Source organism: Pseudomonas sp. FW306-02-D09B, from assembly GCF_058782685.1.
Window position 1 is genome coordinate 1 of the sequence record NZ_JBYSXY010000013.1, and the last position, 11,815, is coordinate 11,815.

The 11,815-nt window shown below is 54.6% G+C and carries 11 protein-coding genes and 4 tRNA genes; all 15 read left to right on the plus strand.

Annotation, left to right across the window (positions count from 1 at the left end; all coding sequences use genetic code 11):
* The first annotated feature begins 157 nt into the window (after positions 1-157).
* A complete protein-coding gene (gene birA, locus AC3WK5_RS20440) occupies positions 158-1,117 on the plus strand; it encodes a bifunctional biotin--[acetyl-CoA-carboxylase] ligase/biotin operon repressor BirA (protein WP_103318375.1) in 960 nt (319 codons plus the stop codon).
* Positions 1,107-1,856, plus strand: a complete 750-nt coding sequence (locus AC3WK5_RS20445) for a pantothenate kinase (protein ID WP_103318373.1) — start codon at positions 1,107-1,109, stop codon at positions 1,854-1,856. The genes birA and AC3WK5_RS20445 overlap by 11 nt, the downstream gene beginning before the upstream one ends.
* A 7-nt stretch (positions 1,857-1,863) precedes the next feature.
* The gene (locus AC3WK5_RS20450) at positions 1,864-2,310 is read left to right on the plus strand and encodes a hypothetical protein (RefSeq protein WP_054594281.1); all 447 of its coding nucleotides are present in this window, start codon (positions 1,864-1,866) and stop codon (positions 2,308-2,310) included.
* 142 nt (positions 2,311-2,452) lie between these two features.
* Positions 2,453-2,537 (plus strand) — tRNA-Tyr (locus tag AC3WK5_RS20455).
* Positions 2,538-2,562: 25 nt separating this feature from the next.
* Positions 2,563-2,636, plus strand: a tRNA-Gly gene (locus AC3WK5_RS20460).
* A gap of 26 nt (positions 2,637-2,662) precedes the next feature.
* Positions 2,663-2,738: transfer RNA gene (locus AC3WK5_RS20465), tRNA-Thr, on the plus strand.
* Positions 2,739-2,822: 84 nt separating this feature from the next.
* Positions 2,823-4,016 carry an elongation factor Tu gene (gene tuf, locus AC3WK5_RS20470; RefSeq protein ID WP_103318372.1) on the plus strand — a complete coding sequence of 398 codons (1,194 nt, stop codon included), beginning with the start codon at positions 2,823-2,825 and terminating at the stop codon, positions 4,014-4,016.
* 53 nt (positions 4,017-4,069) lie between these two features.
* Positions 4,070-4,145: transfer RNA gene (locus AC3WK5_RS20475), tRNA-Trp, on the plus strand.
* Positions 4,146-4,190: 45 nt separating this feature from the next.
* Positions 4,191-4,559: a preprotein translocase subunit SecE gene (gene secE / locus AC3WK5_RS20480; RefSeq protein WP_019693884.1), complete on the plus strand. Its 369-nt coding sequence runs from the start codon at positions 4,191-4,193 to the stop codon at positions 4,557-4,559.
* 9 nt (positions 4,560-4,568) lie between these two features.
* Positions 4,569-5,102, plus strand: a complete 534-nt coding sequence (gene nusG / locus AC3WK5_RS20485; protein ID WP_010443972.1) for a transcription termination/antitermination protein NusG — start codon at positions 4,569-4,571, stop codon at positions 5,100-5,102.
* A 117-nt stretch (positions 5,103-5,219) separates the two neighbouring features.
* A complete protein-coding gene (rplK, locus tag AC3WK5_RS20490; protein WP_008008888.1) occupies positions 5,220-5,651 on the plus strand; it encodes a 50S ribosomal protein L11 in 432 nt (143 codons plus the stop codon).
* Positions 5,651-6,346 (plus strand): 50S ribosomal protein L1, encoded by a 696-nt coding sequence (gene rplA, locus AC3WK5_RS20495; protein WP_019693883.1) that lies wholly within the window; start codon positions 5,651-5,653, stop codon positions 6,344-6,346. The genes rplK and rplA overlap by 1 nt, the downstream gene beginning before the upstream one ends.
* Positions 6,347-6,544: 198 nt before the next feature.
* Entirely contained in the window at positions 6,545-7,045 is a 501-nt protein-coding gene (gene rplJ / locus AC3WK5_RS20500; RefSeq protein ID WP_019693882.1) for a 50S ribosomal protein L10, read from the plus strand.
* A 75-nt stretch (positions 7,046-7,120) separates the two neighbouring features.
* The gene (rplL, locus tag AC3WK5_RS20505; protein ID WP_003206098.1) at positions 7,121-7,486 is read left to right on the plus strand and encodes a 50S ribosomal protein L7/L12; all 366 of its coding nucleotides are present in this window, start codon (positions 7,121-7,123) and stop codon (positions 7,484-7,486) included.
* A gap of 220 nt (positions 7,487-7,706) precedes the next feature.
* Positions 7,707-11,780 (plus strand): DNA-directed RNA polymerase subunit beta, encoded by a 4,074-nt coding sequence (rpoB, locus tag AC3WK5_RS20510; RefSeq protein WP_054594279.1) that lies wholly within the window; start codon positions 7,707-7,709, stop codon positions 11,778-11,780.
* Positions 11,781-11,815: the final 35 nt, after the last annotated feature.

Genomic DNA, 11,815 nt, shown 5'->3' on the forward strand with positions numbered 1-11,815 from the left:
GTAGGTCATCGTCAAGATTAAATTCCGAAACCCCAATTGCGAAAGCAGTTGGGGTTTTGTTTTGCCTGCGAGAAAGTTGATTCCGGAATCTTACGATTTCTATGCAACGGCTCGGGGCATGGCTATCATGCGGGCCTCATTGTGAGGCGATACTTGCATGCTGACGTTGTTAAAGCTCCTGAAGGACGGTCGTTTCCACTCCGGCCAAGCGCTGGGCGCCGCTCTAGGTATTAGTCGCAGCGCTGTGTGGAAGCAACTCCAGCACCTTGAGGCTGAGTTGGGTCTTTCTATTCACAAGGTGCGTGGCCGTGGTTATCAATTGAGTGCGCCGTTGACTCTGCTCAACTCCGCGGAGATCGCTGAGCATTCGCCTGCTTGCGATTGGCCCGTACTGGTCTTTGATTCGATTGATTCCACTAACGCTGAAGCTTTGCGCTCTATAGAGCGCGGTATGGCTGCGCCATTTCTTGTGCTTGCAGAGCGACAAACTGCCGGTCGCGGCCGACGCGGCCGCAAGTGGGTGAGCCCGCTTGCCGAAAATGTCTACTATAGCCTCGTGCTGCGAATCGATGGTGGCATGCGCCAGCTTGAGGGGCTTAGCCTGGTCGTCGGCCTTGCCGTGATGCAAACACTGCGCGATCTGGGCATTGCCGGCGCTGGTTTGAAGTGGCCTAACGATGTCCTGGTGGGTGAGAAGAAAATCGCTGGCATATTGTTGGAGTTGGTTGGGGATCCTGCGGATGTGTGTCATGTCGTTCTGGGTGTAGGAATCAATGTAAATATGCAGATCGCTGATGAGGTCGATCAGCAGTGGACCTCTATGCGTCTCGAAGCAGGTAGGGCGTTCGATCGTAATCTTCTAGTGGCGCATTTGGGGATTGTTCTCCGGGGGTACCTGAGTCGTCATCAGTCGGCGGGGTTTTCAGCGCTTCGGGCCGAGTGGGAGCAAAGCCACCTATGGCAGGGGCGTGCGGTTTCGCTGATTGCTGGAGTGAGTCGGATTGATGGTGAGGTGATAGGGATTGATGGTCAGGGTGCATTGCGTTTGAGCGTGGGTGGCGTAGAAAAAGTGTTTAGTGGTGGTGAGCTAAGTCTGAGGTTGCGCAATGATTCTTGAGCTCGACTGCGGGAATAGCTTTATCAAATGGCGTGTGTTGCACGCAGATGCGGCGCGGTTGGTTGCTGAGGGGGTTGTCGACTCGGACCTGGCTTTGTTGGAAAGTTTGCGCGGCTGTGATGGTTTGAATCTCAAGCATTGTCGGCTGGTAAGCGTAAGAACCAATGAAGAGACCGCTGCGCTAGTTTCCTTGCTGGTCGAGGCATTCGGTGTAACGGTGTCCTGTGCAGCGCCGGCTCGTGAAATGTCTGGAGTTCGCAACGGTTACGAGGATTATAAGCGGCTGGGGCTTGATCGCTGGCTTGCGATGCTTGGCGCATTTCATCTTGCCTCGGGGGCTTGTCTGGTTCTCGATTTTGGTACTGCGCTTACCGCAGATTTTATTGCGGCGGATGGCGAGCACCTGGGAGGGTTCATTTGTCCCGGAATGCCCTTGATGCGTAACCAGTTGCGCACCCATACCCGACGGATTCGCTATGACGATATCGCGGCATCCAGGGCGCTCGAGAGCTTTGAGCCAGGGCGAAATACGGTGGAGGCCGTCGAGCGTGGCTGTTCATTGATGTTGAGAGGGTTCGTCCTGACGCAGCTAGAGTTGGCACACAGCTATTGGGGGCAGGAGTTCTCGGTGTTCCTCACTGGTGGTGATGCAGGCCTGGTTTCTGGAGTTGTGCCAGAAGCGCGGGTAGTACCAGATCTCGTATTTGTGGGTTTGGCCATGGCGTGCCCATTGTCCTGAGGTTTTTATGCGTTGGTTGTTTCTGTTGTTGATGGTCCTGAATGTCTTTTATTACGTTTGGCATCAGCAGGAGGCGCCCTTACGTGCGAAGGACGTCACTCCGTTGAGTTTGTATAAAGGTTCGCAGCAGGACATTCGCCTGTTGAGTGAAACGCCTGATGCAGTAGCTGCGCGTGACAAGGGTAAATTTGCGCAGGCGGATAACAGTTGTCTTTATCTGGGTGGTTTTGCTCGTCAGGAAACGGCGAAGACGCTTGAACAGCGATTGGCCGCTCTCGACATCAAGGTTCAGCAGCTATCGGTTTCTCTTCCTGATTCTGTTGGATATTGGATGCGCGTAGCTCCAGAGAGCCGGCGTTTGGCTGATGATTCCGTGCTGCAGAACCTTGCTAAAGAATTCAATGAGTTAAAACATAAAATAATGCCGTGCGAGGGGGTTGCAACTGCTGAATAGGTTGCATAGAATGGCGCCCGCTTCGCAGTGAAGACCTTTAGCGGTCAACAGTGTGAAGCGAGGTCAACGCAGCTAACCTCAGGTTTTTAATGAGAAAATGCTTGACAGAAGGCTGGCATGATGTAGAATGCCGGCTCGCTTAGGAGGGGTTCCCGAGCGGCCAAAGGGATCAGACTGTAAATCTGACGTCTACGACTTCGAAGGTTCGAATCCTTCCCCCTCCACCATTTTTAGCGTGAGCTGCAAGCTTACGCGGGTATAGTTTAGTGGTAGAACCTCAGCCTTCCAAGCTGATGATGCGGGTTCGATTCCCGCTACCCGCTCCAAGTTTGCAGGTTGTGCAAAGTGTTTCGCTCTTGTAGCTCAGTTGGTAGAGCACACCCTTGGTAAGGGTGAGGTCAGCGGTTCAAATCCGCTCAAGAGCTCCATATAACAAGGCAGATATGAAAATATCTGCCTTTGTTTTAATGGCTAGTGTGACTTGCTTAATTCTTCTCCTAGGGGTGATTTCGATGGCTAAGGAAAAGTTCGAACGTAATAAGCCGCACGTCAACGTAGGTACCATTGGTCACGTCGACCACGGTAAAACTACTCTGACTGCCGCTCTGACTCGTGTCTGTTCCGAAGTTTTCGGTTCGGCTAAGGTTGACTTCGACAAGATCGATAGCGCCCCAGAAGAAAAAGCTCGTGGCATCACCATTAACACTGCTCACGTTGAGTATGATTCGGCCGTGCGTCACTACGCACACGTTGACTGCCCGGGTCACGCTGACTACGTGAAGAACATGATTACCGGTGCTGCTCAAATGGATGGCGCTATCCTGGTTTGCTCGGCCGCTGATGGTCCGATGCCGCAAACTCGTGAGCACATCCTGTTGTCTCGTCAGGTAGGCGTTCCGTACATCGTGGTTTTCCTGAATAAGGCTGACCTGGTGGACGACGCGGAGCTGCTGGAGCTGGTTGAGATGGAAGTGCGCGATCTGCTGAGCACTTACGACTTCCCGGGTGACGACACTCCAATCATCATCGGTTCCGCGCGTATGGCGCTGGAAGGTAATGATGAAAACGAGATGGGTACCACTGCTGTCAAGAAATTGGTTGAGACTCTGGATAGCTATATTCCAGAGCCTGAGCGTGCTATCGACAAGCCGTTCCTGATGCCAATCGAAGATGTATTCTCGATTTCGGGTCGCGGTACTGTTGTGACTGGTCGTATCGAGCGTGGTATCGTTCGCGTTCAGGATGCGCTGGAAATCGTTGGTCTGCGTGATACCACCACTACTACCTGTACTGGTGTTGAAATGTTCCGCAAGCTGCTCGATGAAGGTCGTGCTGGCGAGAACTGCGGCGTGCTGCTGCGTGGTACCAAGCGCGATGACGTTGAGCGTGGTCAGGTGCTGGTCAAGCCGGGTTCGGTTAAGCCGCACACCAAGTTCACTGCAGAAGTTTATGTTCTGAGCAAGGAAGAAGGCGGTCGTCATACTCCGTTCTTCAAAGGCTACCGTCCGCAGTTCTACTTCCGTACGACTGACGTGACTGGTAACTGCGAGCTGCCAGAAGGTGTTGAGATGGTGATGCCAGGTGACAACATTCAGATGACTGTTACCCTGATCAAAACCATCGCGATGGAAGATGGTCTGCGTTTCGCTATCCGTGAAGGCGGTCGTACCGTCGGCGCTGGTGTCGTAGCCAAAGTCATCGAGTAAGTTGTTGTAATGTCTTTTTTAGGCCGGCATAATGGTCGGCCTAATTTTGTTTTAGGTCAGTAGCTCAATTGGCAGAGCGACGGTCTCCAAAACCGTAGGTTGGGGGTTCGATTCCCTCCTGACCTGCCAGATTCACTCAGTGTGTCTGGCTTTCTTTTCACAGGATCTTCATAGATGACTCCTAAAGCTGAAGCTCAAGGCTCTCGCTTCGATCTGCTCAAGTGGCTAGTAGTAGTCGCTTTGGTGGTTGTTGGCGTTGTCGGCAATCAGTATTACCATGCTGCGCCGATCCTGTACCGTGTACTCGCTTTGCTTGTTATTGCTGCTGTAGCTGCCTTTGTAGGCCTGCAGACCGTCAAGGGCAAGTCTTTCTTTGTACTGGTTAAGGAAGCTCGCACCGAGATTCGTAAAGTCGTGTGGCCAACTCGCCAAGAAACCACGCAGACCACCCTGATTGTGGTGGCTGTTGTTCTGGTTATGGCGTTGCTGTTGTGGGGGCTTGATTCCCTGCTCGGCTGGCTTGTTTCCTTGATTGTTGGCTAAGGGTGTCCCGTGGCTAAGCGTTGGTACGTTGTGCATGCTTACTCGGGTTACGAGAAGCATGTCATGCGCTCGTTGATCGAGCGCGTAAAGCTGGCTGGCATGGAAGATGGCTTCGGCGAAATTCTGGTTCCCACTGAAGAAGTGGTTGAAATGCGTAATGGCCAGAAGCGCAAAAGCGAGCGTAAATTCTTCCCAGGTTACGTGCTGGTTCAGATGGATATGAATGAGGGTACTTGGCACTTGGTCAAGGATACTCCTCGGGTGATGGGCTTCATCGGTGGTACCGCTGATAAACCTGCACCTATTACTGACAAAGAGGCAGAAGCAATTCTGCGTCGTGTTGCTGATGGTAGCGACAAGCCGAAGCCCAAGACTCTGTTCGAGCCGGGCGAAGTGGTTCGTGTTACTGACGGTCCGTTCGCTGATTTTAATGGCACGGTCGAAGAAGTTAACTACGAAAAGAGCCGGATCCAAGTCGCAGTGCTCATTTTCGGTCGCTCTACTCCGGTAGAGCTAGAGTTCAGCCAGGTCGAAAAGGTCTAGCCGAACAAGCATCCCAACCCCGCAGCCCTAGGCTGTGGGGTTTTGTCGTCACTGGGATAAACGCGCAAGTAACCGGGGAGCCTCTCGAGGCGTTCGAACCCGTAATTGGAGTGCCTCATGGCCAAGAAGATTACCGCTTACATCAAGCTGCAAGTGAAGGCCGCTCAGGCTAACCCAAGTCCACCTGTTGGTCCTGCTCTGGGTCAGCACGGCGTGAACATCATGGAATTCTGCAAGGCTTTCAACGCCCGTACTCAGGGTATTGAGCCAGGTCTGCCGACTCCAGTGATCATCACTGTCTACAGCGACCGTAGCTTCACTTTCGAAACTAAAAGCACCCCGGCTTCGGTTCTGCTGAAGAAGGCTGCTGGTTTGACTAGCGGTTCCGCTCGTCCAAACACCGTTAAGGTTGGCACTGTAACTCGTGCTCAGCTGGAAGAAATCGCGAAAACCAAAAACGCGGATCTGACTGCAGCTGATATGGAAGCAGCCGTGCGTACTATCGCCGGTTCTGCTCGTAGCATGGGCCTTAACGTGGAGGGTGTGTAATGGCTAAGCTGACCAAGCGCCAAAAGGCTATCGCCGGCAAAATCGAAGCGGGCAAGGCCTACAACTTTGTAGACGCCGCTGCTCTGCTGGCTGAGCTGTCGACTGTCAAGTTCAGCGAGTCGTTCGACGTTGCTGTGAACCTGGGTGTTGACCCGCGTAAATCTGACCAGGTTGTTCGTAGCGCTACTGTGCTGCCACACGGCACTGGCAAGACCGTTCGCGTTGCTGTGTTCACCCAGGGCCCAGCAGCTGAAGCTGCTCTGGCCGCCGGCGCTGATCGCGTAGGTATGGACGACCTGGCTGCCGAAATGAAAGGCGGCGACCTGAACTATGACGTAGTTATTGCTTCCCCGGATGCAATGCGCGTTGTAGGTCAGTTGGGTCAGATCCTCGGTCCACGTGGCCTGATGCCTAACCCTAAAGTCGGCACCGTAACTCCAGACGTAGCTACCGCGGTTAAAAACGCAAAGGCTGGTCAGGTTCGTTATCGCACCGACAAAAACGGCATCATCCACACCTCCGTTGGCAAAGTCGGCTTTGATGCCGTCAAGCTGAAGGAAAACGTTGAAGCCCTGATCGCTGATCTGAAGCGTATCAAGCCAGCTTCCTCGAAAGGTATTTACGTCAAGCGCGTTACCCTGAGCACCACTATGGGCCCAGGTCTGGTCATCGACCAAGGTTCGCTCGACGCGTAAGACACAGATTGGCGCAAGTGATTGCGTCAATTGAAAAATTGGGGTCCCTGCCTGGCGGGGGCTATCCAAGACCGTAGGCGACGCAAGTCTTAAACCTCAAGCCTACGCAGATGGTGCTCCCGGTTCCTTACCGAATCAGACACCAAAACGACATCCGGCCTCGGCTGGATGAAACGGTAACAAGCAGGAGTTAAACCCGTGGCAATTAAACTCGAAGACAAGAAGGCCATCGTCGCTGAAGTCAACGAGGCTGCCAAAGCTGCTCTGTCCGCTGTCGTGGCTGATGCCCGTGGCGTAACAGTAGGCGCTATGACCGGACTCCGTAAAGAGGCTCGTGAAGCCGGCGTTTACGTACGTGTTGTACGTAACACCCTGCTCAAGCGCGCTGTTGCTGACACTGAATACAGTGTTCTCAACGACGTGTTCACTGGCCCGACCTTGATTGCATTCTCCAAAGAACATCCGGGCGCTGCTGCTCGTATCTTCAAGGAATTCGCAAAAGGTCAGGACAAGTTCGAGATCAAGGCAGCTGCGTTCGAGGGCAAGTTCCTCGCAGCTAACCAAATCGACGTACTGGCAACTCTGCCGACCCGTGACGAAGCAATTTCTCAGCTGATGAGCGTGATTCAAGGCGCTACCAGCAAATTGGCTCGTACTCTGGCGGCAATTCGCGACCAGAAAGAAGCTGCTGCAGCCTAAGGCTCGCCATCTTCTCGCGTTTTTTGTTTATTTCGATGGTCGCGTAGGCCGTCCCCCAATTCAGGAATTAGAGTCATGTCTATCTCTCAAAACGATATCCTTGAAGCCGTTGGCAACATGTCCGTAATGGAAGTTGTTGAACTGATCAAAGCTTTCGAAGAAAAATTCGGCGTTACCGCTGCTGCTGCATCGGCTGGTCCAGCTGTTGCTGCTGCCGTTGCTGAAGAGCAAACCGAATTCAACGTCATGCTGACCGAAGCTGGCGAGAAGAAAGTTAACGTGATCAAGGCTGTACGTGAACTGACCGGTCTGGGCCTGAAAGAAGCCAAGGCTGTAGTTGACGGCGCTCCTGCCATGGTTCTGGAAGCTGTTGCCAAAGACGCAGCTGACAAAGCCAAAGCAGTTCTGGAAGAAGCAGGCGCTAAAGTCGAGCTGAAGTAAGCTTCGACTTTGCGTCTCCAGCCCGAGCGTTAAGCGAAAGGCTGATGGCTGGTGGCTCTTGCCACCGGCCTTTTTCCGTTATTGGCAGCCGACTGGGTCGGTGCTGATAACGAGCTGTAACCACCCGATGCGGTGGCGCAAACCATGGGGTTTGCACGATTTTCTGGCTGCTCCCGTCGGGAGGGGCCAAACAAGCAGGTGACCAAGCTGGGGAACGCTGATGGCTTACTCATATACTGAGAAAAAACGTATCCGCAAGGACTTTAGCAAGTTGCCGGACGTCATGGATGTGCCGTACCTCCTGGCCATCCAGCTGGATTCGTATCGTGAATTCTTGCAAGCGGGAGCGACTAAAGATCAGTTCCGCGACGTGGGCCTGCATGCGGCCTTCAAATCCGTTTTCCCGATCATCAGCTACTCCGGCAATGCTGCGCTGGAGTACGTCGGTTATCGCCTGGGCGAACCGGCATTTGATGTCAAAGAATGCGTATTGCGCGGTGTGACTTACGCCGTACCTTTGCGGGTAAAAGTGCGCCTGATCATTTTCGACAAAGAATCGTCGAACAAAGCGATCAAGGACATTAAAGAGCAAGAAGTCTACATGGGTGAAATCCCCCTGATGACTGAGAACGGTACCTTCGTAATCAACGGTACCGAGCGTGTAATCGTTTCCCAGCTGCACCGTTCCCCGGGCGTGTTCTTCGACCACGACCGTGGCAAGACGCACAGCTCCGGCAAACTGCTGTACTCCGCGCGGATCATTCCTTACCGCGGTTCGTGGCTGGACTTCGAGTTCGACCCGAAAGACTGCGTATTCGTGCGTATCGACCGTCGTCGCAAGCTGCCTGCATCGGTACTGCTGCGCGCGCTCGGCTATACCACTGAAGAAGTGCTGGACGCGTTCTACACCACCAACGTCTTCCACGTGCAAGGTGAAAACCTCAGCCTGGAACTGGTGCCTCAGCGCCTGCGTGGTGAAATTGCTGTCCTGGATATCCTGGATGACAAAGGCAAGGTTATTGTCGAGCAAGGTCGCCGTATCACTGCTCGCCACATCAACCAGCTGGAAAAGGCCGGGATCAAAGAGCTGCAAGTGCCTCTGGACTACGTCCTGGGTCGCACTACCGCCAAGGTCATCGTGCATCCGGCAACCGGCGAAATCCTGGCAGAGTGCAACACCGAGCTGAACACCGAGATCCTGGCGAAAATCGCCAAGGCTCAGGTCGTTCGCATCGAGACTCTGTACACCAACGATATCGACTGCGGTCCGTTCGTCTCCGACACACTGAAGATCGACTCCACCAGCAACCAATTGGAAGCGCTGGTCGAGATCTATCGCATGATGCGCCCTGGCGAGCCGCCAACCAAAGACGCTGCCGAGACTCTGTTCAACAACCTGTTCTTCAGCCCTGAGCGCTATGACCTGTCTGCGGTCGGCCGGATGAAGTTCAACCGTCGTATCGGTCGTACCGAGATCGAAGGTTCGGGCGTGTTGTGCAAAGAAGACATCGTCGCGGTACTGAAGACTCTGGTCGACATCCGTAACGGTAAAGGCATCGTCGATGACATCGACCACCTGGGTAACCGTCGTGTTCGCTGCGTAGGCGAAATGGCCGAGAACCAGTTCCGCGTTGGCTTGGTACGTGTTGAGCGTGCGGTCAAAGAGCGTCTGTCGATGGCTGAAAGCGAAGGCCTGATGCCGCAAGACCTGATCAACGCCAAGCCAGTGGCTGCTGCGGTGAAAGAGTTCTTCGGTTCGAGCCAGCTGTCCCAGTTCATGGACCAGAACAACCCGCTGTCCGAGATCACCCACAAGCGTCGTGTCTCCGCACTCGGCCCTGGCGGTCTGACGCGTGAGCGTGCCGGCTTTGAAGTTCGTGACGTACACCCGACTCACTACGGTCGTGTATGCCCGATTGAAACACCGGAAGGTCCGAACATCGGTCTGATCAACTCCCTGGCCGCCTATGCGCGCACCAATCAGTACGGCTTCCTCGAGAGCCCGTACCGTGTGGTGAAAGACGCTCTGGTCACCGACGAGATCGTGTTCCTGTCCGCCATCGAAGAAGCTGATCACGTGATCGCTCAGGCTTCGGCCACGATGAACGACAAGAAAGTCCTGATCGACGAGCTGGTAGCTGTTCGTCACTTGAACGAGTTCACCGTCAAGGCGCCGGAAGACGTCACCTTGATGGACGTATCGCCGAAGCAGGTAGTTTCGGTTGCTGCGTCGCTGATCCCGTTCCTCGAGCACGACGACGCCAACCGTGCGTTGATGGGTTCGAACATGCAGCGTCAAGCTGTACCAACCCTGCGCGCTGACAAGCCGCTGGTAGGTACCGGCATGGAGCGTAACGTGGCTCGCGACTCCGGCGTTTGCGTCGTGGCTCGTCGTGGCGGCGTGATCGATTCCGTTGATGCCAGCCGTATCGTGGTTCGTGTTGCTGATGATGAAGTTGAAACCGGCGAAGCTGGTGTCGATATCTACAACCTGACCAAATACACCCGCTCCAACCAGAACACCTGCATCAACCAGCGTCCGCTGGTGAGCAAGGGTGATAGGGTTCAGCGTAGCGACATCATGGCTGACGGTCCGTCCACCGACATGGGTGAGCTGGCTCTGGGTCAGAACATGCGCATCGCGTTCATGGCATGGAACGGCTTCAACTTCGAAGACTCCATCTGTCTGTCCGAGCGTGTGGTTCAGGAAGACCGTTTCACCACGATCCACATTCAGGAACTGACCTGTGTGGCGCGTGACACCAAGCTTGGGCCAGAGGAAATCACTGCAGACATCCCGAACGTGGGTGAAGCTGCACTGAACAAGCTGGACGAAGCCGGTATCGTTTACGTAGGTGCTGAAGTTGGCGCAGGCGACATCCTGGTTGGTAAGGTCACTCCGAAAGGCGAGACCCAACTGACTCCGGAAGAGAAGCTGTTGCGTGCGATCTTTGGTGAAAAAGCCAGCGATGTTAAAGACACTTCCCTGCGCGTACCTACCGGTACCAAGGGTACTGTCATCGACGTACAGGTCTTCACCCGTGACGGCGTAGAGCGTGATGCTCGTGCTCTGTCGATCGAGAAGACTCAACTCGACGAGATCCGTAAGGACCTGAACGAAGAGTTCCGTATTGTTGAAGGCGCTACTTTCGAACGTCTGCGTTCCGCTCTGGTCGGCCATAAAGCCGAAGGCGGCGCCGGTCTGAAGAAAGGTCAGGAAATCACCGACGAAGTTCTCGACGGTCTTGAGCACGGCCAGTGGTTCAAACTGCGCATGGCTGAAGATGCTCTGAACGAGCAGCTCGAGAAGGCTCAGGCCTACATCGTTGATCGCCGCCGTCTGCTGGACGACAAGTTCGAAGACAAGAAGCGCAAACTGCAGCAGGGCGATGACCTGGCTCCAGGCGTGCTGAAAATCGTCAAGGTTTACCTGGCAATCCGTCGCCGCATCCAGCCGGGCGACAAGATGGCCGGTCGTCACGGTAACAAGGGTGTGGTCTCTGTGATCATGCCGGTTGAAGACATGCCGCACGATGCCAATGGCACCCCGGTCGACGTTGTCCTCAACCCGTTGGGCGTACCTTCGCGTATGAACGTTGGTCAGATCCTTGAAACCCACCTGGGCCTCGCGGCCAAAGGTCTGGGCGAGAAGATCAACCGTATGATCGAAGAGCAGCGCAAGGTTGCTGACCTTCGCAAGTTCCTGCACGAGATCTACAACGAGATCGGCGGCCGCAACGAAGAGCTGGACACCTTCTCCGACCAGGAAATCCTGGATCTGGCGAAGAACCTGCGCGGCGGCGTACCGATGGCCACTCCGGTGTTCGACGGTGCCAAGGAAAGCGAAATCAAGGCCATGCTGAAACTGGCAGACCTGCCAGAAAGCGGCCAGATGCAGCTGACTGACGGCCGTACCGGCAACAAGTTCGAGCGCCCGGTTACCGTTGGCTACATGTACATGCTGAAGCTGAACCACTTGGTAGACGACAAGATGCACGCTCGTTCTACCGGTTCGTACAGCCTGGTTACCCAGCAGCCGCTGGGTGGTAAGGCGCAGTTCGGTGGTCAGCGTTTCGGGGAGATGGAGGTCTGGGCACTGGAAGCATACGGTGCTGCTTACACTCTGCAAGAAATGCTCACAGTGAAGTCGGACGATGTGAACGGCCGGACCAAGATGTACAAAAACATCGTGGACGGCGATCACCGTATGGAGCCGGGCATGCCCGAGTCCTTCAACGTGTTGATCAAGGAAATTCGTTCCCTCGGCATCGATATCGATCTGGAAACCGAATAACACGTGACGCGAATGAGAGCGGGGCAGGATTGCTC

Bases quoted from the DNA above. Each gene is read 5' to 3' on its own strand.
- birA (WP_103318375.1), top strand. From the start codon at position 158: ATGCTGACGTTGTTAAAGCTCCTGAAGGACGGTCGTTTCCACTCCGGC.
- AC3WK5_RS20445 (WP_103318373.1), top strand. From the start codon at position 1,107: ATGATTCTTGAGCTCGACTGCGGGAATAGCTTTATCAAATGGCGTGTG.
- AC3WK5_RS20450 (WP_054594281.1), top strand. From the start codon at position 1,864: ATGCGTTGGTTGTTTCTGTTGTTGATGGTCCTGAATGTCTTTTATTAC.
- tuf (WP_103318372.1), top strand. From the start codon at position 2,823: ATGGCTAAGGAAAAGTTCGAACGTAATAAGCCGCACGTCAACGTAGGT.
- secE (WP_019693884.1), top strand. From the start codon at position 4,191: ATGACTCCTAAAGCTGAAGCTCAAGGCTCTCGCTTCGATCTGCTCAAG.
- rplK (WP_008008888.1), top strand. From the start codon at position 5,220: ATGGCCAAGAAGATTACCGCTTACATCAAGCTGCAAGTGAAGGCCGCT.
- rplA (WP_019693883.1), top strand. From the start codon at position 5,651: ATGGCTAAGCTGACCAAGCGCCAAAAGGCTATCGCCGGCAAAATCGAA.
- rplL (WP_003206098.1), top strand. From the start codon at position 7,121: ATGTCTATCTCTCAAAACGATATCCTTGAAGCCGTTGGCAACATGTCC.
- rpoB (WP_054594279.1), top strand. From the start codon at position 7,707: ATGGCTTACTCATATACTGAGAAAAAACGTATCCGCAAGGACTTTAGC.